We start from the raw sequence: 24,348 nt of genomic DNA, 5'->3' as shown, positions 1-24,348 counted from the left end.
TCAAAAGATTCGCAGCCTTCGGCAGCTCCTACAGGGCGGTGTTTCAGGGGGCATCGAAAGGGCCACGCGCTTGAGCAACTCGGGCAGTTCGCGCAGGGCATTCAGATCATCACTGCGCTCACGCAGCTGTGCCAGCCGCACCAACGCTTCGCGCCGATATCGATCCCGTCGCCATTGCCAATAGCGCCGCACGCCAACCACCAGTGCCAGCACAACCAACAGCGCCAGTAACAGCCACCAGCCCCAGGTCTGCGGCGCATAACTCACCGGCGCCGGCAGGCTCAGCTCCTTGAGCTGGCTGATGTCGGGGATATTCGGGTTCATCGCCGTGGGCCGGCAGACTTGCCAAGCTCGGCGCGCAATTGCGCGTGGGCCTCTTCGGCGGTGCTGAACATCATCAGCGGCACCTGACTGCGGCGCAGCAGGGTGGCGACGTCCTTAAGGCGGCCACCGAGATAATCACCCAATGGCTGATGCACGCTGCGCTTATCGACAGCCAGTTCCACCTGCAATTGGCCCTGTGTGATCAGCAGCCGGCCATCACTCGGCAACTTCAGAGCCAGCGGGTCGTAGACTTGCAGGGCGATCACGTCGTTGTGCGCGCGCAGTTGCCGCATCAATTGCAAGGTACGTTCACCCGCCCCGGCGAAGTCGCTGACGATGCAGATCAAATGGTCGTGACCGGCCAGCACCAGGCAACGCTGCAAGGCCTTGTCCAGTTGGTCTTCGTCCTCGGCGTCGGGGTTGGCGGCGTTCAGCGCCTGATTCTGTTGCACCACGCAGCTGAGCAAGGCTTCGACCCGTTTGCGGCTGCGTAGCGGTGCGATGCTGTCGATGCGTTGATCGTTGAACACCAGACCGCCGACCCGGTCACCGGCGTTGAACACTATCCACGCCGCCAGTGCGCCGAGTTCAGCGGCGAGGGCCGATTTGAAACTGCGTTGCGAGCCGAAGAACATCGACATGCGCTGATCGACCACGATCAGCGCCGGGCGATCGCGCTCTTCAGTAAAAGTGCGTACCACCGGTTTGCCGGTGCGCAGCGAAGCGCGCCAGTCGAGGTGACGTAAATCATCACCGGGCTGGTAGCGGCGCAGCTCATCGAAGTTCAAGCCACGGCCACGCAAGCGCGAGGCATGGTTGCCAGCAAGAATGCTGCCCTGGGGCTGGCGCGCCAGAAAACTCAGGTCACGGGCCTTGAACTCCAGCGCCATCAATTGCGCCAGAGAGACGTAGACCAGTCCCTCCGTGTTCATGCCGGAATCGCCACTTTATCCAGCAACCGGTCGAGCACCTGATCGGCTGTCACGCCATCCGCGACTGCGTCGTAGCTCAATTGCAGGCGGTGACGCAGCACCGGATGCACCACCGCGCGCACGTTATCCGGCGAGACGAAATCCTGGCCCTGCAACCACGCGTCGGCCCGCGCGCAACGATCCAGGCCGATGCCGCCACGGGGACTGGCGCCAATGCTGATCCAGCGTCCGAGGTCTTCGTCGTAATTGGCCGGGTGGCGAGTGGCGTTGATCAGGTCGATCAGGTAGCGGTCGATGGCCGGTGATACGTGCACCGCGCTGACCTCCTTGCGCGCAGCGAAGATCACCTCCTGCGGCAATGTGAAGCCCTTGCCCGGCGCGGTGTTCGCACCCTGGGCAAACTCTTCGGCGCGCAACAGGCGCAGCACCTGGCTTTCGTTATCGGCGCTGGGGTAATCCAGCAACACCTTCATCAGGAACCGGTCCATCTGCGCTTCCGGCAACGGATAAGTGCCTTCCTGCTCGATCGGGTTTTGTGTGGCGACCACAATGAACAGCTCCGGCAGCACGTGGCTGGTGCCGGCCACGGTAATCTGCCGTTCTTCCATGGCCTCCAGCAGCGCCGCCTGCACCTTGGCCGGGGCGCGGTTGATCTCGTCGGCGAGGATCAGATTGCCGAACAGCGGGCCGGGCTGGAAGCGGATCTCGTTCTGCCCGGCGACCTGGTGCAGCACTTCGGCACCGGTGATGTCCGAGGGCAGCAAGTCGGGGGTGAACTGGATGCGGCTCATCTTCGCGTCCAGATGGGTGGCCAGCGCCTTGACCGTGCGCGTCTTGGCCAGCCCTGGCAGACTTTCCAGCAGCAAATGCCCGTTGGCGAGCAGGCCGAGAAGGAGCTGCCGAATGACTTGATCCTGGCCGAGCACGGCTTCGGCGATGCTTGCTTGCAGGGCGTTGAGGTCGGTGAGTGCGGTCATGGGACAGTCCTTGGTGGCCGGTCTAGAAAAACGCCAGGGTCATGTTGGCGGCAATGCCGTTACCTTCAGGGCGGTTCTTGGTGTCGAACTCCGGCACCCAGCGCGCACTGAAGCTGGCCTGGGCGTCTGCGAATTTGCCAGTCCAGACCACCACCGGCCCGGCGCCGACGGAGCGGCCACGGAAGCCATTGAGGCTGTCGGCGGTCTGGCCCTTGTCGTCGGTGACTTGCTGGACATAACCGGCCGCGAGGCCTGCGCTCCAGCCACTGCCGAAGCCGTGAGTCCACAGGGCTTCGAGGGTGAAGATGTTGCCGTTGCGGTAATCGGTGGCGGTGTTTTCGGTATAGAACTCCAGGCCACTGGACAGGGTGAACTCGCCCCCCTTGCCGTCCAGATGGGTGAAGGCCACGGTGGGCATGAACGTGTAGTTGTTCTGGCCCGGGTTGGCCAGGCGATTGTCGTTGTAGGCGCCGGTCGGCACATAGATCGGCAGGGACAACGCGATGTGGTTCAGCTCGTCGAAGTGGTAGCCGGCGGCAATCGGGGTGACCAGCGCGTCGGCGAACTGGGTGCCGGAATCGCTGGTGCCGAGGGTGCGCCCGCGCGGGCCGGTGATGGCCGCGTCGATGTCGGTGTATTGCAGCGGTATGCCGATTGCCGAGGCGAAGTTCCATGGGCCTTTGCCGGTGTCCCAGATGTGCGTCAGGTTGGTCATGGTGTAGGAGACTTTCATGTCGATCCCGGCACTGACTTCACCGGAAATCGGCGCGCCGCGACTGCCCTTGAGCGATCCGTCGTACCAGATGCTGGTCACCGAGACCACCCAGCCCGGTTCGGGCGGGATGATCCCGGCGTTGGAATACACCTGTTGCCCGGTGATTGGCCGGCCTACGCCCCCTTCGGCTGCATAGAGTTGAGGACTGCCGATCATGCACAGCGCCAGCAGCGGACGCACAACGTAAGGCTTGACCATCACTGGCTCCGTTTATTGTTTTGAGTTGACCGGGTCGAGCTGCGGCATCTTCCACTCGCCGCTGGCCACTTCCGGTTTCGGCAGGTACAGGCGCAACACACCGTAGAACGGCCCGTCCGGTGCCGGCAGCCAGTTGGCCTGCTTGTCCTTGCCGGGATTTTTGTGCTGCACGTAGAGGGTCAGGCCGCCGTCGGCATCGCGCTTCAAGTCGGGCAGCATTCGCGAGTTGATCAGGTAGCGATTGAGCGGGTTGGCCACCAGCAATTTGCTCTTGCCGTCATACAGGGTCAGCGACCAGAAGGCGTCGGCCGGGGGCAGGGCGCCCTTGTCGAAATGCAGGGTGTAGTCGTGTTTCGCCGCGTCGGCCGGTTGGCCGTCCTTGTCGACGAAATAACCGATGTAGTTCGCCTCTTCGGCAGAGTTGCCGAAGATGCCCATGTTGGCGCCGGCGTAGCGATACAGGTAATTGCCCTTGAGGTGATCGCGGGTGCCGAACAGGTCACCGCTGCTGAGTTCGTGCGTGTCGACCTTGTCTTTCTTGAACGCGGCGAATTCAGCCTTGGCGTCACTGATGCCGTCTTCGAGAGCCTTGCGTTGCTCTGGGCTGAGCTGTTTCAGGTCGAATGGCTGACCGGCACCGATGCCGATTTTGGCAAAGCGTGCGAGCAGGTCTTTTTCAACGTCCTGCGGCGGGGTGAAGGCGAGCATGAAGTTCAGGTAGCGGAACAGATCCGGGGTTTCGCTCATGGTCGGCGTCGGTTTCGGCCAACTGACTTTCGGTGCCGGCGCCGGAGCTTTCTGTTTCACGTATTTGCTCAGCGGCTCGACCTTGTAGCCTTTCTGGATCTGCTTGACCTTGCCCAGATCTTTTTCGTCGAACAGCTGCGTGCGGTACAGCGCGTAGGCAATGTTGCTTTCGCTGCGCACCAGGCGGTCGATGTTGATCGGTTGCTGACCCTGCCAGTCAGGCCCGGCGATCATGAAATGACCACCGTTGTTGCCGGTGCTGCGGGTGCCCAGGTAAGCGAAGTTCTGCGTGTAGGCGTCGATCAGTTGCACCGAGTAGTAACGGTGCTCTTCGATCGGCGGCAAGGTCAGGATCAATGGCTCGCTGCGCAGGTCCATCCAGACAAACGAGTAGGGCGTGTCGGCGTTCGGTGTGACGAACGCGGTGTCCTTGGCGGTGAAGGCCTTGGCGGTGTTGCCGATCTGGTTGAACGGTGCCTTGAAGTTCGGGCTCTTGCGGTCCACGGCCTGGGTGTACAGGGTCTTGTACATTTCCACTACCGGGAAGCCATACAAGTAGGCGTCCTTGGCGATGCTTCGGGCTTCTTCGGGGCTGGCGCTGAAATCGGCCCAGGCGCTGCTGCTCAGGGCGAGGGTCAGAGCGGCCAGCCATAGATTGCGTGCGTTCATGCGGCGTCCTTATTCATTGCACGACCGTGATGTCGTCAAGTTTCCAGCTCTTGTCGAAATAGGCTTCGGTTGGCGCGTACAGGCGGAAATAGCTGAACCAGTGCTTGCCGGGCACAGTTTGCACCCAGTTGTTTTCGAAGCCTTTGGGCGCACTCGGGCCGAAGTACAGGTCCACCGAGCCATCGGGGTTTTTCTTCAGATCCTGACGCGAAGACAGATCGGCCTTGCGCTGTGGATTGTCGATCAGGCAACGGCTGTCGATGTCGTACACGGTCATCGACCAGAACTGCTTGGCCGGCGGGTTGGCACCGACATGCAGGCGATAGGTCTTGCCGCCGTCGAGCCAGTCACCCTTGGCATCGGTGTAGGCACCGAGGTAGGTCTGGCCGAGGCCCGGGGTTTTGGAGACCATGCCTTTGGTGTTGGTTACCGCTTCATAGAACCAGGCGCTGCGTTCCCACAACTGGTCGTAATAGGCCACGCGTTGCGACGGTTCGGCAATGTTCAGCACCGTGTCCCAATGCCGGTCGGGCCAGTACTGCGCGTCAGGAAAGCGCTTGGCAAACGTGTTGGCCTTGGCGATCAGCTCACCGACCTGCGCGCCGGACTCCAGAGCCTGGCGCTGCTGAGTGTTGGGGTTGAAGGGTTTGTCCTTCTCGATGCCGAGACTGGCGAGCATCGCCATGTAGAAGCGATCACGTTCATTGACCGGTTCTTTCTGGATGATCTGGTGCAGCCGCTGCCAGTAAGCGATGCCGCGTGGCTGGGTACCCGACCACTTTTTACCGTCAGGCGACAGCAGGCGGGTCTTGCTCGGCTCGGCACGTTTGGCGTACGGGTACATCTTGAATTTTTCGACCAGTGCCTTGCCCTTGGCCGGATCCGGATCCAGCACACGGAAGCCCACCAGTACGTTCATGGTTTCCGATTTGGCCAGGTAATACTTGTCGGCATCGGCCGGTGGCTCCGCGCCCGGTGGCAGCACCAGGTATTTGCCGCCCTGGCCTTTGTCCGGGCCGGTCTGGCCCATGTCGATGATTGCCCGCTGCCAGAAATCGCCAATGCCGCCGGCGGTCGGTCCCGGTGGCAGTTCAATCACCAGCGGCCCGGTTTCGCTCAGGTCGACGAAACCGAGAATGTACGGCGTGGTGGCGTTGGCGGTGATCACGCCGAGCTTGTCTTCGTAGCTGTTGAGCACCAGCAAGTCGCCGCTGCGCGCGCCGAGCTTGTCGCGAAATTCTTCCTGCCACTGCGCGTAGGACACCAGTGGCAAGGCCCACAGGTAACTCTGGGTCGCCTGCTGGAAATCCAGCTCGGCGTAGAGTCTGGCAATCGACTCATGGGCCGGCAGTTCGCCTTCCATGGCGATCTTGCCGATACGGGTGTCCAGATCCTGAGCACCGACGCCGCAGCTGGCGAACAGGGTCATCAGGCTGAAACCGGCGGCGCGTAAAGCGATGTGCATGGCCATGTCCTTATTTTCCGAATGTCACGTTGATCCCCGCGAACAGGGTGAACTGCGGCACACCATCGCCTTTGCGTTCGACGGTCCACTGCGGTTCGAGGAAGGCGTTGAGAATGTTGCTGCCGGACTTCCAGACCTTGCCCGCACCCAGGCCGATCGGGATGTAGTGGGTGTTGTTCTTCAGGTCGAACGTCCAGATGCCGGTGGAGCGCAGGTACCAGCCCTTGTCGAGGTTGCGGATGATGAAGGGCTGCAGGGTTGCGCTTTCGACGTGTGCACGGTCGTGGTCGCCGGCGAACGAACTCTGGTACTGCACCAGCGCTCCGAGCAGGCCACGCGGCGACGAATCAATCGCCACCGCCGAGAGGCCGGCCTGCCACTTGCCGGTGCCCAGCTCATCTTCGGCAGCGGTCGGTGCGGTGATTTGCGGGCCGATGCCCAACTGCACGCCGTCGGTCTTGAGCAGGAAGATGTCGAACAGATTGAGATCGCCGATGCCGGTGCTGTAGCCGCCGTGCGGATCGGGTCGGGTGCTGATCGGCATCGTTGCGCGGAGCAGTTGCGGTACGCCGATGAAATCGTTGGGCGCAATCGGCAAAGTGCCGCGCAGCAGAGCGTCGTTGGTGTGCAGGTTGCTGTCGAACAGCTTCGGCGTGTAGTAATCCTGCAGGTTGGCGCCGGGCGCCAGGTTCAGCGGGTTGTTGCTTTTGTTGGCCTCTTCGGCGTTATTCGCCAAGGCACACACCACAGGCGCCAGCCAACTTGCCAGCAGCAAGGCGCGACTCCCCATTTTCTTCGACATGATCCCCGTTTCCCTGGTGGCTACTGCATGGACGTCCCGGCGCTTCCCGGCCGTTGGACGTATTTCCTTTCTTATCAAGCCTGTAGGACACGTCTGAATGACGCTAGCAGCTAATGGGGAGTTAGCCAGTCGAAGGGATTAATTCTTTGGTTTTGTCTACAGAGTCACACTAAAGGTGGGCGCTGAATTTTTACGCCCCTGTAGGAGCTGCCGCAGGCTGCGATCTTTTGACTTTGATTTTTTTAAAACAAGATCAAAAGATCGCAGCCTTCGGCAGCTCCCACATGCGTTCGGCGCATGACTCATCAATGTGGGACAATACCCGCCACTTTCAGCCATACCCGAATCGATCACACCCATGAACGCCCCCCGCACACCCAAACCTGCGCGCAACAAGCCTGATGTCGCGACCCCGGCCAAAGCCGTCGAGCCGCGTGAAAAGGCCAGCCTGCACCCGCGCAATCGCCATCAGGGCCGCTACGACTTCCCGGCGTTGATCAAGACCACGCCGGAACTGGCGAAGTTCGTGATCACCAACCCGTATGGCAAGGAAAGCATCGACTTCGCCAGCCCCGACGCGGTGCGCGTGTTCAACCGGGCGCTGCTCAAGGCGTTTTATGGCATCGAGCATTGGGACATCCCGGCCGATTACCTCTGCCCACCGGTGCCGGGCCGTGCCGATTACGTGCATTTCCTCGCCGACCTGCTGGCCAGCATGAACGACGGCAAGGTGCCGCGCGGTGCGATCGTCAACGTGCTGGACATCGGCATGGGCGCCAACTGCGTTTATCCGCTGATCGGCAACAGCGAATACCGCTGGCACTTCCTCGGTTCGGAAATCGACCCGACCGCCGTGGCTGCCGCCCGAGCCATCGTCCAGTCCAACGGGCTGAACAAGGTGATCCAGCTGCGCCAGCAGGAGAACCGCAAGCACATCCTGATTGGCTTGCTGGAGCCGGGCGAGCGCTTTGACCTGACCATGTGCAACCCGCCGTTCCACGCCTCGATGGAAGAGGCAACCAAGGGCAGCGAGCGCAAATGGCGCGCACTGGGCAAGGCTGATCCGAAACGCAAACTGCCGGTGCTGAACTTCGGTGGTCAGTCTGCCGAGCTGTGGTGTGAAGGCGGTGAAGCGCGTTTCGTGACGCAACTGATCGCCGAGAGCGCGAACTACCAGCACAAGGTGCTGTGGTTCAGCACCCTGGTCTCGAAAGCCTCGAACCTTCCGGCCATCGAAACCGCCCTGAAAAAGGCCGGCGTGCTGGAAAGCCAGGTGGTGGAGATGTCGCAGGGGCAGAAACAGAGCCGCTTCGTGGCGTGGACCTTCCAGACCAAGTCCGAGCAGCAGATCTGGCGTCGCGAGCGCTGGGTTCGCTGATTCTGTAGGAGCTGCGGCACGCTGCGATCTTTTTGATCCTGCTTGAWAAAAAGATCAAAAAGATCGCACCTGCGGCAGCTCCTACAATGGTCGCCTCAAGAGAAGGATTTTCATGCTCAAGACCCTCGCGGTGGCCAATTACCGCTCGATCAACAAACTGGTGATTCCGCTGGGCCGGCTGAACCTGATCACCGGCCCCAACGGCAGCGGCAAGTCCAATCTCTACCGCGCCTTGCGCCTGCTGGCGGAGACCGCTCAAGGTGGCGTGGTCAATGCGCTGGCCCGCGAGGGCGGGCTGGACTCGACATTCTGGGCCGGGCCGGAAACCATCAGCCGGCGCATGCGCAACGGCGAAGTGGCGATCGAGCCGACCGTGCGTCAGGGCGTCAAACGGCTGCGCCTGGGGTTTGCCGGAGAGGATTTCAGCTACTCCATCAGCCTCGGCCTGCCCGACTCCAACGGCCACTTCATGTTGCCGGGAGACACTCATCCCAGCCCCTCGCGTTTCAGCCTCGATCCGCAGATCAAGCGCGAATGCATCTGGGCCGGCCCGCTCTATCGACCGGCCAGCCTGCTGGTGGATCGCAACGGTGCGATGATCCGCGCCCGCGAAGCCCGCAGCTGGGACGTGCTGGCGCAACACACGCCGAACTTCGACAGCCTGTTCGACCAGATCGGCAGCCTGCGCAGTTCGCCTGAAGTGTTCCAGATGCGCGAGTTCATCCGCCGCTGGCGCTTCTACGATCACTTTCGCAGCGACGCCGACGCCCCGGTGCGCCAGCCGCAACTGGGCACGCGCACGCCGGTGCTGCACCACGACGGTCGCGATCTGGCAGCCGCGTTGCAGACCATCAATGAAATCGGCGACCCCGAGGCCTTGCAGGTGGCGATCAGCGATGCGTTTCCCGGCGCACGGCTGAACATCGCACCGCTGGCCGGCGGACGCTTTGCCATCGAGTTTTTCCAGGAGGGGTTGCTGCGACCCTTGTCGGCGGCGGAGCTGTCGGACGGGACGTTGCGTTATCTGTTGCTGATTGCCGCATTGCTGACGCCAAGACCACCGTCATTGATGGTGCTCAACGAACCGGAAACCAGTCTGCACCCGGATCTTTTGCCGGCGCTGGCGCGCTTGATCATTCGCGCGTCGGAACAGTGTCAGGTGTGGGTGGTGTCCCATGCACGGCGGTTGATTTCGGCGTTGCAGGAGGATCCGGAGTGCAACTGCATCGTGCTGGAGAAAACCTTCGGCCAGACCGGAATTGTCGGGCAGCGGGTATTGGATGAGCCGGCGTGGAACTGGCCGGATTGAAAGCGAAAAGATCGCAGCCTGCGGCAGCTCCTACAGAGATCGCACTTCAATGCAGGAGCTGCCGCAGGCTGCGATCTTTTGCTTTTAGGCCCAAACCGCATTAGCTTTGACGTCTGTCACGATTCAGAGTCGAGGTGTGCGATGGAGCTTCAAACATGGCTGGCATTCTTTGCCGCCTGCTGGGTGATCAGTCTGTCCCCGGGTGCTGGCGCCATTGCGTCGATGTCCAGCGGCCTGCAATACGGTTTCTGGCGCGGTTACTGGAACGCGCTGGGCCTGCAAGTGGGTCTGGCGGTACAGATTGCGATTGTCGGCGCTGGGGTCGGCGCGATTCTCACTGCTTCGGCCACCGCGTTCTATGCGATCAAATGGTTCGGTGTGGCCTATCTGGTCTATCTGGCGGTCAAGCAATGGCGTGCGCTGCCCATGGACATGAGCGATGACGCAGCAGTCCGGCCGATCGGCAAACCGCTGGCGCTGGTGTTTCGCGGCTTCCTGGTCAACATCAGTAACCCCAAGGCGCTGGTGTTCATGCTGGCGGTGCTGCCGCAGTTCATCAATCCCCATGCACCGCTGCTGATGCAGTACCTGGTGATCGGCGTGACCATGATCTGCGTGGATCTGGTTGTCATGGCTGGCTACACGGGCCTGGCGTCCAAGGTGCTGCGTCTGTTGCGCACGCCGAAGCAGCAGAAACGCATGAATCGCACGTTTGCCGGGCTGTTCATTGGTGCGGCGGCGTTTATGGCGACGTTGCGTAAAGCGGCGGTCTAAAAGCTTCGGCCAGAAAAAAAGGCGACCTCTTGAGGTCGCCTTTTTCGTCTCTGACGATACATCTGGGTTACACCCAACTGTGGTGAGGGAGCTTTTGTGGTGAGGGGATTTATCCCCGATGGGCTGCGTAGCAGCCCCTTCTTTCAAGATCAAGAGGGGCTCGCTTCGCGAGCCATCGGGGATGAATCCCCTCACTACAGAGTTGTTCACTCAGCCGGTCAGTGCAAAATCACCGGCGCCGTATCACGGGGCAGGTTGTTGCGCTGCTGTGCCTCGCGCGGCTGCTCGTAACCGCCGCCACCGAGCTGCATGCTCAGTTGCCCGGCGACGTCTTCGCCCAGGGCTTTCGACACTTCACGCACCACCCGCGGGCGGTTCAGCGAGATCTTGATGTCGCGGCCGTTCACCAGTTTGGTGTCCTGCGCTTCGCCCATCGCCGTGAAGGCCGAGGTGATCTCGTAGGTCTTGGTGTTGATCAGGCTGAAATCCGCCACCAGCGTCAGACCCAGCACCGCCGAATAGCTGTCGGTGTGCGCCAGCTCGTTCATGTCCTGGGTGAAGTCGATGTCGGATACGGTGCCGAACAGCACGTAGTCGGCGCCTTTGAAGCTGCCGGCCTTGATCCGCTTGATCACGTCATAGACGTCACCCTTGGACGACGCGGTATACGGCGTGCCCTGCACCAGCTGGAACATCCCGGTGCGCAGGATCTCGCCCTTGATGTCGCCAGTGAATTTACGCAGTTCACCCTGTTCGATGTAGCTGGTGGTCGCTTCCAGCTCGTTGTAGTTCGACGAACCACTGGCGCTGTAGTAACCCTCGCGGTAATTGCTCTGCGCCGAAACGATGTGGATGTACTGCTCCACGCGTTCCTGATACGCCAGATCCGTTACCGCGACTTTCGGGGCCGCTTGCACGCTGAGCGCGCAAGCCAGGGCCATCATGCCAATCCATGCGCGCATCAATTAACGCTCCGTGGTTTTGCGGATCTCTTTTTCGTCCATCCACTCGGCCAGACCGCTTTCGACGTCGATCAGTTGCAGGCTGAATTTGTAGAAGACGTCCTTGTAGTCGCTGCTGCGCTTGACGATCGAGCTGATCGAGCCTTCCAGACGGTACTTGGCGGCGATCATGTTGCCGGTCTTGGCCACGGTGCTCTTCTTGTACAGACCGCTCTGGTTTTGCAGCTTGAGCTGATCGACCTGGCTCTGCATCGCGGTGTTGTCGCTGGCGAAGCGGGCGGTGCCGGATTTCATCAACTGAGTCTTGATGCTGGTGGTGATTTCGCGGGTATCGATGTACTCGCTGGTCTTGTTCTTCACGTCGTAGACCTGCACCACCGGGCGGCCCTGCAGAATGCCGGACTGGGCCAGGGAGCGGGTCATCGATTCGGCGATCATCTGCAGGTCGGTCGAACCGAATTCGTTGGTCACGGTTTCAACCGCTTTGGTGTCGCCGTAGCTGATGTTCTTGCTACCCAGGGTCGGCGAGGTGTTGGCGCAACCGGAGGCCAGCAGGGCGAGGACAGCGATCAGGGAAAAGCGTACAAACATGGGGATGCTCTCTAATACAGGAATAGGTTGGCGGGCTTAAGGCGTCTTGAGTTCGAGACGGAAGTCCACGGCTTTCGGGGTCGGGGCGATGCCCTGGATGAAGCTGGTCTGAGCGCCGTACATCATCTGGCTTTTCCAGACTTCTTCCTCGGCGACCGGAAAGCCTTCCGCACCGAGCCAGGCGAAGCGGTAGTAGAACGTCTTGTTGCTGTTGAGGGTGTTGGTCAACTGCACATTGACGGTCATGAAGCCGTTCTCGCGGGCGACGCGCATGGCGCCGACCGCGATGTGTTTCTGCGGGCCCATGGCCACGACCTTGCTCGCGGCGCTGCCCGGCTCCGGCGGTGGCGGGGTGGCGCAGCCGCTGGCCAGGACGGCGAGGGCGGCAACGGCGATGAGTTTCAAGCGCATGCAAAGACTCCGTTCTTAAGGTTGTTTGAGGCTGGCGACGTTGGTCGCGCCGGCGCTCGGGATGACGTGGGCGGCGACGCCACCGGCAAATACCTGGTTGCCCACCGCTCGCAGGCTGATCACTTGATAACGCTGATCGACGGTGACCTTGACCAGCGAACCGCCGACGGCGCTCGGCAGGCTGACTTGATGCTCGCCTTTCTTCAAGCGCAGACGTACCACCTGGGTGTTGTCCGGCAGGGTGCGCCACGTACGGGTATCGGCACCTTCCAGCACGGCTGAAGAGATACCCACGGCCAGACCGGCCAGCGGATTGGTTTCGTTGATCTTCTTCTGTGCCACGCCTTTGGTGATTGCGCGCACGGTGGTGCGCACAATGATCCCCGGCATGTCATCGCGCAGGGCGCGGCGGGACATGGCGGTGGTGCTGTTGAGGGCCGTCAGGTTGACTTGCTGGCCATCGACACCGATCTGCGCAAGCGGTGCGGTGGAGGTGTCCGGCTTGATGATCGGGAACGACAGTGGAGTGATCACCACATTGTTGGAGATCGGCAATGGCAGCGGCACGCGGATCGAATCGCGCGAAGGTGCCAGACCGCTTTGCACCACGATCAGGATGTCGCTGTCGTCGGATTTGCTCGGCTTGTCGAGGTTGACCAGCGCCTGCTCCAGCAGCGGGGTGTTCGGGCGCAGTTCGGCCGCCTTGCGGTAGCCCGGTGCAGCCAGGTCTTTCTCGCCCAGGGCTTCGTAGACGAAACCGGCCAGGTAATGGCTGAACGCACTCTGGTAGCTGTTTTTCAGGCTGACCACTTCCGGCGCGTCGAGGCTGGCGACCGGGTAGCCTTGCAGATCCTTGTACTGAGTCTTGATCCCTTCTTTTTCGGCCTCTTCCTCACTCTTGAGGTATTCCTTGTCGCGCAGGTCGGCGATCACCGCTTCACGTTCGTGGGTTTTCTTGATCGCGGTGCGGGCGCCTTCGAAGTCGTTGACGGCCAGCAGGTTGAGGGCCATCTGCGTGGTCAGCATGACTTTCTCGTAGTCGTAACCTTCGTAGCGACGGACCTTGTCGTTGACGATGAAGCTGCCGAACTGGGCCAGGTATTTGCCGGAGTCGAGCTTGACCGAATCCTCCCACTGACCGACCACCTGGTCGGCGCTGGTCCAGGCGCTCTGGCTGCCGGACAGGTCACCCTTGGCGCGCAGCAACTCACCTTTCTCGAAGTAATAGAGCAGATCTTTGTCGGGGCCGGTGTTGTTCTTTTCCAGCAGGCTCAGTGCGGCATCGACGTTGCCGGTGGCCAGTTGCTGGTTGGTCTGGGCCAGTTCCGAATCGTAGTTGCGAAACGCCGAACAGCCGGACAGCAGAGTGACAGCGCTGAGCGCGATCAAGGTGGGAGTGCGCAATGCCATGGGGGTACTTCTTCCCTGAGCTAGTAACTGCATCAGCCGCCGGTGCTGGTCGGGCTGGTGTGACCCATCGACAGTGGCGCTGGCCTCCTGCCAATTCCTCATAACCAGAGGAGCTTTTATGCCGCGTCGCTATAGCGAGGGCGCGGCATTATAAGCGGGCGATGCTGGCCATGTAATAGCTTTTTAATTGCACTTGTTAGTTTGGTGCCATTACTTATTTCAGGCTGGATACTCGATTTTCCACTGAGATGCGGGACTGAAAAGCGCTGCCGTTGGCGTAAATCTGTCCACCGAGCACGCGCAGGCCGATCATCTGCCGGTGCTGGTCGATACGGATCTTCAGCGGTGCCGCAATATTCGACAGGCTGATCAGATGCTCGCCCTTTTTCAGGCGCAGGCGCACAACCTGCGTCAGGTCAGGCAGGGTGCGCCAGGTGCGGGTGTCGGCGTGTTCGAAATTGTCCCAGTGGGTCACGTAGGACGCCTTGCTCGGGTTGCGTCGATTGTCCGTGCCTTGAACATCTGCGGCGAGGAATGCCCGATAGGTCGTGCGCTGGATAATCCCGGGCATGTCGTCACGCAGCGTGCGCAAGGACATTTCGGTGATGCTGTTGACCGTGATCAGTTTTTTCTGGCGACCATCGATACTCACTTGGGTAAGCGGCGGGGTTGAGGTGTCCGGCACCATCACTGGAAACGAAATGTTGGCGACGATGACTTGCCCGTCTGCCAGCTTCACCGGGTACGGCACGCGTACCGAACTGCGGGCAGGTGCCAGCCCGCTTTGCACAATGATCAGCACGTCGCTTTCATCGGCCTTGAGTCCGGGGCTGTCGAGGTCGCGCAGTGCCTGTTGAAAAAAGGCTACGTCCGGGCGCAGTTCAATGGCCTGACGATATCCGGGTGCGGCAAGATCCTTTTCACCCAGCGCTTCATAAGTGAAGCCCGCGAGATAGTGACTGAATGCACTTTGGTAACCGTTTTTCAGGGCAATCACCGCAGGCGATTCGAGCATTACCACCGGGTAGCCCTGCAGATCCCTGTAATGCACACGTGCGCCCTGGGCCTTGGCTGCTTCCTCGATTTTTTCGTATTCCAGCTCCCGTTGCCGAGCGATCAGCGCTTCGCGCTCGTGGGTTTTCTTGATGTCGGCGCGAGCGCCATCGAAGTCATTTAGCGCCAACTGATTGAGGGCCATTTGCGTGGTCAGCATGACCTTTTCATAGTCGTAGCCATCGTAGCGGCGCAGCTTGTCGTTGATGATGCTGCCCCAGTGATCGCCCATTGCAGCAAGCAACTTGTCGCCAGTGGTCTGGATTGTGTCCTGGCGTTCGATAATCATCTGTTCGGCGCTGCGCCAAGTGGTCTGGCTTTGCGCAAAATCGCCGCCGGCACTGAGTACGGCGCCTTTTTCGAAGTAGTAGAGCAGGTCTTTTTCCGGATCCGGATTGTTCGCTTCGATCACCGACAGGGCACCTTCGATGTTGCCGTTTTTGAGCGGCGCGGTGGTCTGTTGCAGCTCCAGATCGTAATTCCGATACGCACCGCAACCGTTCAGTTGCACAACGGTGGCGATCAACAGGGGTAGCAGCAAGCTATGGCGCATGAAGAGGGTTCGTCCTTGAGCGGCAAATGCAATGAGGTGGCGCAGTATAGAGCGGTAGTGGCCAAGTGATTCTTCCGTTTTCGCAGGTTCATGGCACCCGTCCCAGGTGGCGTACGTCGACAACGCTTGAGTGAAAAGCGTTCGAAGTGAACAATATGTAACTTCGCATTTCCATTTGAGACTCATTCATGACTGCCGCGTCCCGATTTCTGGCCTGGCTGGTGTTCCCGTTGTGCGCCCTGAGCAGCTTCAACCTGCTGGCCGACACGGTGGATGGCGCCCCGCAAGCGCTGCACCTGCTCGATTACATCAGCGCCGACTACCCGCCGACGGTCGAAGCGGGCAAGGTCGTCGACGACGGCGAATACCGCGAGCAGCTGGAATTCACCCAAGTGCTGCAAGGACTGATCGGCGGTCTGCCGGCCAAACCGGAGAAGGCTGCGCTGGAGCAGGGCGTCGAAGCTCTGCATGCGGCTATCACGGCAAAGCAGGACGGTGCCGATGTCGCCCGTCAGGCCCGGCAATTGGGGGCGAAACTGGCGGTGGCGTATGAGGTCAGCCAGGCGCCGATCATCACGCCGGATCCGACCCGTGGCGCGCCGCTGTATGCGCAAAACTGCTCGGTTTGTCACGGTGCCAACGGGGCCGGTGACGGTCCGGCAGGTCTCGGCATGGCGCCGCCACCGGCCAACCTGCGCGATGCCGCGCGGATGGATCACCTGAGCCTGTACGCGATCTACAGCACCCTCGGCCAAGGTGTCGAAGGCACCGACATGCCGGCGTTCGCCGATCAACTGGACGACCGTCAGCGCTGGGACCTGGCGACCTACATCGCCGGTTTCAGCGCCGACCCGGCCGCCGCCAAGTCCGACAAGACCTTCAATATCGCTGATCTGGCACGCCAGACGCCGGCCGAAGTACAGGCTGCCGAAGGTGCGCCAGTCGCCGCGACCTTCCGTGCCCAGCGCGCCCAACCACCGCAGGTCAAACGCGGCCCGGCGCAATTGCTCGACTACACTGCCGCGACGCTGGACAAAAGCCTGGCGGCGTACCGCGCCGGTGATCGTGATCAGGCCTATGACCTGTCGGTGGCGGCGTATCTGGAAGGTTTCGAACTGGTCGAAAGTTCGCTGGATAACGTCGACGCCAACGTACGCAAGGACACCGAAAAATCGCTGATGGCCTACCGTCAGTCGTTGCAGGACGGTCTGCCGGTGGCGCAGGCCGAAGAGCGCCTGGCCGCGGCCAAGGGCAAGCTCAAAGCGTCTGCCGAGCTGCTCGGCAGCGATGGCCTGAGCTGGTCGCTGAGCTACATCTCCGGTTTGCTGATTCTGCTGCGCGAAGGCCTCGAAGCGATTCTGGTGCTGGCGGCGATCCTCGCGTTCCTGCGCAATACCGGCCAGCAATCGGCGGTGCGCAGCGTCAACGTCGGCTGGGGCCTGGCGCTGCTCGCCGGTCTGGGTACCTGGGCGCTGGCGGCGTATGTGATCGACGTCAGCGGCTCGCAGCGTGAACTGCTCGAAGGCGCGACGGCGCTGTTCGCCAGCGTCATGGTGCTGTGGCTCGGTGTGTGGATGCACGACCGGCGCCACGCTGCAGCCTGGCAGGACTACATCAAACAGAGTCTGGTGGGCGGCGGCGGGCGTTTCGGCTTCGCGATCCTCGCGTTTTTCTCGGTGTATCGCGAGTTGTTCGAAGTGATCCTGTTCTACGAAACGCTGTGGCTGCAGGCCGGTCCCGCCGGGCATGATGCGGTGCTGGCCGGTGGTGCGACGGCGCTGGTGCTGCTGATCGGTCTGGCCTGGGTGATCCTGCGTGGCTCGGCGAAACTGCCGCTGGCGCTGTTCTTCAGCATCAACGCCGGTCTGCTCTGCGCGTTGTCGGTGGTGTTCGCCGGGCATGGCGTGAAGGCGTTGCAGGAAGCCGGGATCTTCGGCACACGGCCGGTGGCGTTCTTCGATTTCGACTGGCTGGGGATTCATGCCGACGCTTATTCGCTATCGGCGCAGGCCGTGGCGATTCTGGCGATTGTCGTGTTGTATGGGCGCAGCCGGATGGTTGAGAAGAAGCGGGTGATTGCTTAAGAGCATTCGCTGCGCTCACATTCGCGGGCAAGCCACGCTCCCACAGGTTTAGCGTTAACCTTGTGGCTGCGCGGCTTGCCCGCGATGCTTTTAGAAGAGGAAAAAATGATGCGCGTATGGATCGATGCCGACGCCTGCCCGCGGGCCGCCAAGGAGCTGGTGGTGAAGTTCGCCCTCAAGCGCCGGTTCGAAGTGGTGCTGGTGGCGGGGCAACCGCAGATCAAGCCGGGGCTGGCCATCGTCAAACTGATCGTGGTGCCCAGCGGCCCGGATGCGGCGGACGATTACCTGGTCGAACACGCGGTGCCCGGTGAGCTGGTGATCTGCAGCGATATCCCGCTGGCCGATCGCCTGGTGAAGAAAGGTGTGGCAGCGCTGGACCCGCGCGGCAAGGAGTTCGACGCGCAGAACATGGGCGAGCGCCTGGCCGTGCGCAACCTGTTCACCGACCTGCGTGAGCAGGGGCAGATCAGCGGCGGCCCGGCACCGTTCGGCGAGCGTGAGAAACAGGCGTTTGCCAATGCACTGGACAGGATCCTCACGCGCCTTGCACGTCAGTCCTGATTCAACCGTATTCCTGTGGTGAGGGGATTTATCCCCGATGGCCTGCACAGCAGGCCCAATGCTTCAAGATGCAAAGGGCTGCTGCGCAGCCATCGGGGATAAATCCCCTCACCACGAAAACCCTTCAGAAAGGTCGCATCAAACATCGTTCTCGTGCGTCAGTTCGAGCACCCGGTCGACCAGCTTGTTGATCCCCGAAGCCGCCTCACTGATGTTCTGCGCCAGCATGTAGGCCGGGGTCGTCACCAGTTTGCGCGCCTTGTCTTCGATGATCTCGCTCACCGCACAGTCTTCGTGGGTGGCGCCCATCTTGTTCATCGCGGTGGCGGTATCGGCATCGTTGCCGATGGTGCAGGTTACGCCCGGGCCGTAGATTTTCGCCGCCAGTGCCGGCGAGATGCACATCAGACCCACCGGTTTGCCCGCTTCGGCAAACGCTTCAGTCAAGGCCAGCACCTCAGGCTGTACCGTGCAGCCGGCACCTTCGATGGCGAAGTTCGAGAGGTTCTTCGCGGCGCCAAAGCCGCCGGGCACGATCAGCGCGTCGAAGTCTTCGACGTCGGCCTCACGGATGTCCTTGATGTTGCCGCGGGCAATGCGCGCCGATTCCACCAGGACGTTGCGCGTTTCGGGCATTTCTTCACCGGTCAGGTGATTGATCACATGCAATTGCGCGATGTTCGGCGCGAAGCACTGCACCTGCGCGCCGCGTTGATCCAGGCGCAACAGGGTGATGACGCTCTCGTGGATCTCGGCGCCGTCGTACACGCCGCTGCCGGACAGGATCACTGCAACTTTTTTGCTCATGGGTTTCTCTCCAGATTCATGGCGCTAAATGTCCACTAAATTGTCGTACGTTGCCATAGGGGAAAAGGGCGGCTAGACCTAGGATCTGTCCATAGAATCCGACCGGGGCGCGCCATGGACTTCATTCTGTATGCAGTGCCGTTTTTCTTCGTGCTGATTGCCGCCGAACTGCTTGCCGATCGCTGGCGCGGGACCCGACACTATCGCCTCGCCGACTCGGTCAACAGCCTCAGCGCCGGGGTGTTGTCGACCACTACCGGGCTGCTGGGCAAGGGTGTCGGGCTGCTCACGTATGCGTTTGCCTTGGAACACCTGGCGCTGCTCAGGTTGCCGGCAGACAGTCTCTGGGTCTGGGTGCTGGCCTTTGTCTTCTATGACTTCTGCTACTACTGGCTGCATCGCCTGGGCCACGAGCGCAACATCCTCTGGGCCGCGCATTCGGTGCATCACCAGAGCGAGGAGTACAACCTCTCCACGGCGTTGCGCCAGACCAGTACCGGATTTGTGCTGGGCTGGATCTTCTACCTGCCGATGGCCGTGCTTGGCGTGCCGCTGCTGGTATTCGTCAGCGTCGCGGCGATGAATCTGCTGTATCAGTTCTGGGTTCACACCCGGCACATTCCCAAGCTCGGCTGGTTCGAGTGGTTCTTTGTCACGCCATCCAATCATCGGGCCCACCATGCACAGAACGCTCTCTACATGGATCGCAACTACGGCGGGGTGTTCATTCTTTGGGATCGGTTGTTCGGTACGTTTCAGGAAGAGGACGACAACGAGCCGGTGATTTTCGGTGTGACCACGCCGCTGGCGAGCTGGAATCCGCTGTGGGCCAATGTGCAGTTCTATGTGCAGTTGTGGGACGACGCACGCCGCACCGAAAGCCTTTGGGACAAGCTGCGGATCTGGTTCATGCGCACTGGCTGGCGTCCGGCGGATGTGGCGGCGAAGTACCCGCTGACCAAACCCGACTTGAGCCGCTTCCGCAAGTACGAGGTGCCGCTCGACAGCCGTCGCCAGTGGTATGTGGCGCTGCAGTTCTGCGTCTATATCGCGCTGGGCAGTGACCTGATGGGGGCGGGCGCAACATCTGTCGACCGCCCGCGCTGCTACTGGGGTGGGGTGTAGTAGCGTGGGGTTTGTTCGTGCTGGGGGTGATGCTGGAGAATCGCCCGTGGGCGTTGCGGGTCGAGCTGCTGCGGCTGGGGTCGAATGTGCCGCTGGTGTGGCTGGCGCCGCTGCTCGGGCTATGGCCGGCCAGCCCGTTGGCCTGGGCTGGTCTGCTCGGTTACAGCCTGCTCAGTGGCATCGGGCTGTATGGCTGTCGCCAGCGTGTTACTCGGCTGGCGTCTTAGGCTCGGCGGGTTTTGACTGTTCTGCCTGAAGCAGTGCGGCTTTTGCGGCTTGTTCATCGGCGTAAACCTGCTTGGCCAGGCGCGCATTCTTGAAGCGGCGACGCAGCCACAGGCCGACACCCAACACCAGCAGCGCGCCGAGTACCCACAACTCGTACTTTTTGATGCTGCCGAGCATGCCTTCGAGCACCGCGCCGAAATGGTAAGCGGCGGCTGCCAGGGCGGTGGCCCAGATCGCTGCGCCGATGCCGTTGAGCAGCAGGTAGCGTCCCGGCGGATAACCCGACAGGCCGATCGCCACCGGCATCACCGTGCGCAGGCCGTAAACGAAGCGGAAGCTCAGAACCCAGATGTCCGGATGCTTGCGGATATGTTCCAGCGCGCGGTCGCCCATCATCTGCCAGCGCGGCTTGCGCGCGAGCAATTTACGCCCGTGCTTGCGCCCCAGGAAGTACCACAGCTGATCGCCGGCATAGCTGCCGAAGAACGCCACGACCACCACCAGGTTGATGTCCATGTATCCACGGAACGCGAGGAAGCCTGCGAGCACCAGAATGGTTTCGCCTTCGAAGAACGTGCCGAGAAACAGGGCAAAGTAGCCGAAGTCATGCAGAAATTGTTGGAGCATTGTCTGGGTGCTGGCGAAATGAACGCGCAGCCTAACCCTTCGGACACATTCAGGAAAGTGTCGAAATGTGTCTCGACGTGAACAATTCCTACGCTAACAATGGAATGCGGCTACATGTCACGGGGTACGCACAACTGTAATCTGTTCGTCATAATGGCCGTCTATAACTGTCACGCTCGCCCGTATGCGCGGGCTCAGGAGTCTGCCGTGAGCTTTACCCCTGCCAACCGTTTGTTCCCCGCTACCCGTTTGCGCCGCAACCGTCGCGATGATTTTTCGCGTCGGCTGGTACGGGAAAACGTGCTGACGGTCGATGACCTGATCCTGCCGGTGTTCGTGCTTGACGGTGAGAACCGTCGCGAAGCCGTGGCCTCGATGCCCGGTGTCGAGCGCCTGACCATCGATCTGCTGCTGGAAGAAGCGGCGAAATGGGTCGAACTGGGCATTCCGGCGCTGGCGCTGTTCCCGGTTACGCCTGTCGAATTGAAATCCCTCGATGCCGCCGAAGCCTGGAACCCTCAGGGCATTGCCCAGCGCGCCACTCGTGCGTTGCGTGAGCGGTTTCCCGAGCTGGGAGTGATCACTGACGTCGCCCTCGATCCGTTCACCACCCATGGGCAGGACGGCATTCTCGACGAAGATGGCTACGTGCAGAACGACATCACGGTCGACGCACTGGTCAAGCAGGCGCTGTCCCACGCCGAAGCCGGCGCTCAGGTCGTGGCACCGTCAGACATGATGGACGGTCGGATTCAGGCGATCCGCGAAGCGCTGGAGATCGCCGGCCACGTCAATGTGCGGATCATGGCCTACTCGGCCAAGTACGCCAGCGCCTATTACGGGCCGTTCCGCGATGCCGTGGGGTCGGCAGCGAATCTGGGCAAGGCCAACAAAGCCTCGTATCAGATGGACCCGGCCAACAGCGATGAAGCGTTGCACGAAGTCGGCGCCGACTTGTCTGAAGGCGCGGACATGGTCATGGTCAAACCCGGCATGCCGTACCTGGACATTCTTTTCCGGGTAAAAGATGCCTTCAAAGTGCCGACCTTCGTCTATCAGGTTAGCGGCGAATACGCCATGCATATGGCGGCGATCCAGAATGGCTGGTTGAGCGAGGCGGTGATTCTCGAGTCACTGACCGCCTTTAAACGTGCCGGCGCTGATGGCATCCTGACTTACTTTGCTGTCCGCGCCGCTCAATTGTTACGAGAGCAGAAATAGCCCTCCCAGGAACATTCGATGAATACCGAAGGACTCACTGAAGTTGCAGTAAAAGAAGCTCAACCGGTGGTGGAGCAAATCACCGAAACCCCGCCGGAACTCGAACCTGCGCCGCCCGCGCCGGTCGCCGAAGCCGTTGCGGCGGCGCCAGTGATTGCGATCCCGGGGCTGGATGACAGCAGCCTGTACATCCACCGCGAGCTTTCGCAACTGCAGTTCAACATCCGCGTGCTGGAACAGGCGCTGGATGAGTCCTATCCGTTGCTGGAGCGGCTGAAGTTCCTGCTGATTTTCTCCAGCAACCTCGACGAGTTCTTCGAAATCCGCGTCGCCGGCCTGAAGAAGCAGATCACCTTCGCCCGGGAACAGGCCGGTGCCGATGGTCTGCAACCGCATCAGGCGCTGGCGCGGATCAGCGAGCTGGTGCACGGTCACGTTGATCGCCAGTACGCGATCCTTAACGACATCCTCCTGCCGGAGCTGGAAAAGCATCAGGTGCGCTTCATCCGTCGCCGTCACTGGACGACCAAGATCAAAACCTGGGTGCGCCGCTACTTCCGCGACGAGATCGCGCCGATCATCACCCCGATCGGCCTCGACCCGACGCATCCATTCCCGTTGCTGGTAAACAAGAGTCTGAACTTCATCGTCGAACTGGAAGGTATCGACGCTTTCGGTCGCGATTCCGGTCTGGCGATCATTCCGGCACCGCGCCTGCTGCCTCGGATCATCAAGGTTCCGGAAGAAGTCGGCGGCCCGGGCGACAACTATGTGTTCCTGTCGTCGATGATCCACGCCCACGCCGATGACCTGTTCCAAGGCATGAAGGTCAAGGGCTGCTACCAGTTCCGCCTGACCCGAAACGCTGACCTGGCGCTCGACTCCGAAGACGTCGAAGACCTTGCGCGCGCCCTGCGTGGCGAGCTGTTCTCGCGGCGCTACGGTGATGCGGTGCGTCTGGAAGTCGCCGACACCTGCCCGAAACACCTCTCGGATTACCTGCTCAAGCAGTTCAACCTGAGCGAGACCGAGCTGTATCAGGTCAACGGCCCGGTCAACCTGACGCGCCTGTTCAGCATCACCGGTCTGGACAGTCACCCGGAGCTGCAATACACGCCGTTCACCCCGCAGATCCCGAAACTGCTGCAGAACAGCGAGAACATTTTCAGTGTCGTCAGCAAGCAGGACATCCTGTTGCTGCACCCGTTCGAGTCGTTCACCCCGGTGGTCGACCTGCTGCGGCAGGCGGCGAAAGACCCGCATGTCTTGGCCGTGCGCCAGACCCTGTACCGCTCCGGTGCCAACTCGGAAATCGTCGATGCGCTGGTGGACGCCGCGCGCAACGGCAAGGAAGTGACGGCGGTCATCGAACTGCGCGCACGTTTCGACGAAGAGTCCAACTTGCAACTGGCCAGCCGTCTGCAAGCGGCCGGTGCGGTAGTGATTTACGGCGTGGTCGGCTTCAAGACCCACGCCAAGATGATGCTGATCCTGCGTCGCGAGGCCGGCGAAATCGTGCGTTACGCGCACCTCGGCACCGGTAACTACCACGCCGGCAACGCCCGTCTGTACACCGACTACAGCCTGCTGACCTCCGACGACGCGTTGTGCGAAGACGTTGGCAAGCTGTTCAGCCAGTTGATCGGCATGGGCAAGACGCTGCGCATGAAGAAGCTGCTGCATGCGCCGTTCACTTTGAAGAAGGGCATGCTCGACATGATTGCCCGGGAAACCCAGTTCGCCGTCGAAGGCAAACCGGCGCACATCATCGCCAAGTTCAACTCGCTGACCGATCCGAAGATCATCCGCGCGCTGTACAAGGCCAGCCAGTCCGGCGTGCGCATCGATCTGGTGGTGCGCGGGATGTGCTGCCTGCGTCCGGGCATTGCCGGGGTTTCGCACAACATCCATGTGCGCTCGATCATCGGTCGCTTCCTTGAACACACTCGAGTGTTCTACTTCCTCAACGGCGGCGAGGAGCAGATGTTCCTCTCCAGTGCCGACTGGATGGAGCGCAACCTCGACAAGCGCGTCGAGACTTGCTTCCCGGTGGAAGGCAAGAAGCTGCTGACTCGCGTGAAGAAAGAGCTGGAGCTGTACCTGACCGACAACACCCACAGCTGGAGCCTGCAGTCGGATGGTCGATACATCCGCAACACGCCGACCGGCAACCAGAACCCGCGCAGCGCGCAGGCGACGTTGCTGGAGCGGCTGGGCAGCCCGATTCTGCCGGTGAGCAGCTAAGCCTCGGTTTCAGGTGAAATAAAAAGGCGATCCCTCGGGATCGCCTTTTTTGTACGCCAAACACCGACCTGTGTAGGAGCCGCCGCAGGTGCGATCTTTTGATCTTGCCGTTTAAAAG

20 protein-coding genes and 2 pseudogenes are annotated in these 24,348 nt (G+C 61.3%); 8 read left to right on the top strand and 14 right to left on the bottom strand.

Going from position 1 to position 24,348, the window contains the following annotated elements:
* Positions 1–42 precede the first annotated feature (42 nt).
* The 7 genes and pseudogenes from HT737_RS14260 to HT737_RS14230 all read right to left on the bottom strand — a co-directional run.
* Positions 43–324, bottom strand: a pseudogene (locus HT737_RS14260) (DUF4381 family protein); the annotation flags it as partial.
* Positions 321–1,256: a DUF58 domain-containing protein gene (locus HT737_RS14255; protein WP_121185250.1), complete on the bottom strand. Its 936-nt coding sequence runs from the start codon at positions 1,254–1,256 to the stop codon at positions 321–323. The pseudogene HT737_RS14260 and the gene HT737_RS14255, both read right to left, overlap by 4 nt.
* Positions 1,253–2,233 carry a MoxR family ATPase gene (locus tag HT737_RS14250; protein ID WP_121185252.1) on the bottom strand — a complete coding sequence of 327 codons (981 nt, stop codon included), beginning with the start codon at positions 2,231–2,233 and terminating at the stop codon, positions 1,253–1,255. The genes HT737_RS14255 and HT737_RS14250 overlap by 4 nt, the downstream gene beginning before the upstream one ends.
* Before the next feature lie 22 nt (positions 2,234–2,255).
* Entirely contained in the window at positions 2,256–3,206 is a 951-nt protein-coding gene (locus tag HT737_RS14245) for a transporter (RefSeq protein WP_182402966.1), read from the bottom strand.
* Between the two features lie 12 nt (positions 3,207–3,218).
* Entirely contained in the window at positions 3,219–4,622 is a 1,404-nt protein-coding gene (locus HT737_RS14240; protein WP_182402964.1) for a DUF1254 domain-containing protein, read from the bottom strand.
* A gap of 13 nt (positions 4,623–4,635) precedes the next feature.
* A complete protein-coding gene (locus HT737_RS14235; RefSeq protein WP_121185258.1) occupies positions 4,636–6,087 on the bottom strand; it encodes a DUF1254 domain-containing protein in 1,452 nt (483 codons plus the stop codon).
* A gap of 10 nt (positions 6,088–6,097) precedes the next feature.
* On the bottom strand, positions 6,098–6,889 hold the full coding sequence (locus HT737_RS14230; protein ID WP_182402962.1) for a hypothetical protein: 792 nt from the start codon (positions 6,887–6,889) through the stop codon (positions 6,098–6,100).
* 358 nt (positions 6,890–7,247) lie between these two features.
* On the opposite strand from HT737_RS14230, the gene rlmF reads away from it, so the two are divergent.
* From rlmF to rhtB, 3 genes are all read left to right on the top strand, one after another.
* On the top strand, positions 7,248–8,267 hold the full coding sequence (gene rlmF, locus HT737_RS14225; protein ID WP_182402960.1) for a 23S rRNA (adenine(1618)-N(6))-methyltransferase RlmF: 1,020 nt from the start codon (positions 7,248–7,250) through the stop codon (positions 8,265–8,267).
* Positions 8,268–8,379: 112 nt separating this feature from the next.
* Positions 8,380–9,576, top strand: coding sequence for an AAA family ATPase (locus tag HT737_RS14220; protein ID WP_182402958.1), 1,197 nt, complete (start codon positions 8,380–8,382; stop codon positions 9,574–9,576).
* A gap of 141 nt (positions 9,577–9,717) precedes the next feature.
* Positions 9,718–10,350, top strand: a complete 633-nt coding sequence (rhtB, locus tag HT737_RS14215; protein WP_041072021.1) for a homoserine/homoserine lactone efflux protein — start codon at positions 9,718–9,720, stop codon at positions 10,348–10,350.
* Between the two features lie 218 nt (positions 10,351–10,568).
* Here the strand turns inward: rhtB and HT737_RS14210 are convergent, their stop codons facing one another.
* From HT737_RS14210 to HT737_RS14190, 5 genes are all read right to left on the bottom strand, one after another.
* Entirely contained in the window at positions 10,569–11,312 is a 744-nt protein-coding gene (locus HT737_RS14210) for a penicillin-binding protein activator LpoB (protein WP_182402955.1), read from the bottom strand.
* A 3-nt stretch (positions 11,313–11,315) separates the two neighbouring features.
* Positions 11,316–11,903 (bottom strand): penicillin-binding protein activator LpoB, encoded by a 588-nt coding sequence (lpoB, locus tag HT737_RS14205; protein WP_095668041.1) that lies wholly within the window; start codon positions 11,901–11,903, stop codon positions 11,316–11,318.
* Positions 11,904–11,939: 36 nt separating this feature from the next.
* On the bottom strand, positions 11,940–12,314 hold the full coding sequence (locus HT737_RS14200) for a YcfL family protein (RefSeq protein ID WP_095668042.1): 375 nt from the start codon (positions 12,312–12,314) through the stop codon (positions 11,940–11,942).
* Positions 12,315–12,329: 15 nt separating this feature from the next.
* Entirely contained in the window at positions 12,330–13,724 is a 1,395-nt protein-coding gene (locus HT737_RS14195; protein ID WP_182402953.1) for a COG3014 family protein, read from the bottom strand.
* Between the two features lie 214 nt (positions 13,725–13,938).
* Positions 13,939–15,330: a COG3014 family protein gene (locus tag HT737_RS14190; protein WP_182402952.1), complete on the bottom strand. Its 1,392-nt coding sequence runs from the start codon at positions 15,328–15,330 to the stop codon at positions 13,939–13,941.
* A 188-nt stretch (positions 15,331–15,518) separates the two neighbouring features.
* On the opposite strand from HT737_RS14190, the gene HT737_RS14185 reads away from it, so the two are divergent.
* Positions 15,519–17,414, top strand: coding sequence for an FTR1 family protein (locus HT737_RS14185; RefSeq protein WP_182402950.1), 1,896 nt, complete (start codon positions 15,519–15,521; stop codon positions 17,412–17,414).
* A gap of 108 nt (positions 17,415–17,522) precedes the next feature.
* Complete coding sequence (locus HT737_RS14180) at positions 17,523–17,978, top strand: YaiI/YqxD family protein (RefSeq protein WP_047297238.1); 456 nt, start codon at positions 17,523–17,525, stop codon at positions 17,976–17,978.
* A gap of 138 nt (positions 17,979–18,116) precedes the next feature.
* Here the strand turns inward: HT737_RS14180 and elbB are convergent, their stop codons facing one another.
* Positions 18,117–18,785: an isoprenoid biosynthesis glyoxalase ElbB gene (gene elbB / locus HT737_RS14175; RefSeq protein ID WP_131670674.1), complete on the bottom strand. Its 669-nt coding sequence runs from the start codon at positions 18,783–18,785 to the stop codon at positions 18,117–18,119.
* Positions 18,786–18,899: 114 nt separating this feature from the next.
* On the opposite strand from elbB, the pseudogene HT737_RS14170 reads away from it, so the two are divergent.
* Positions 18,900–20,137: pseudogene (locus HT737_RS14170) on the top strand (sterol desaturase family protein).
* Here the strand turns inward: HT737_RS14170 and HT737_RS14165 are convergent.
* On the bottom strand, positions 20,118–20,765 hold the full coding sequence (locus HT737_RS14165; protein ID WP_095668047.1) for a DedA family protein: 648 nt from the start codon (positions 20,763–20,765) through the stop codon (positions 20,118–20,120). The pseudogene HT737_RS14170 and the gene HT737_RS14165 sit on opposite strands and share 20 nt — an antisense overlap.
* A gap of 207 nt (positions 20,766–20,972) precedes the next feature.
* On the opposite strand from HT737_RS14165, the gene hemB reads away from it, so the two are divergent.
* Positions 20,973–21,986, top strand: a complete 1,014-nt coding sequence (gene hemB, locus HT737_RS14160; protein ID WP_047297234.1) for a porphobilinogen synthase — start codon at positions 20,973–20,975, stop codon at positions 21,984–21,986.
* An 18-nt stretch (positions 21,987–22,004) separates the two neighbouring features.
* On the top strand, positions 22,005–24,230 hold the full coding sequence (ppk1, locus tag HT737_RS14155) for a polyphosphate kinase 1 (protein ID WP_123585821.1): 2,226 nt from the start codon (positions 22,005–22,007) through the stop codon (positions 24,228–24,230).
* The last annotated feature ends 118 nt before the right edge of the window (positions 24,231–24,348 follow it).

The organism is Pseudomonas sp. MD195_PC81_125 (assembly GCF_014060985.1).
In the GTDB taxonomy this organism is placed as follows: Bacteria; Pseudomonadota; Gammaproteobacteria; order Pseudomonadales; family Pseudomonadaceae; genus Aquipseudomonas; species Aquipseudomonas parakoreensis.
Note: the sequence above shows the minus strand (reverse complement) of the source record. Positions and strands in the feature narration are given on the sequence as shown.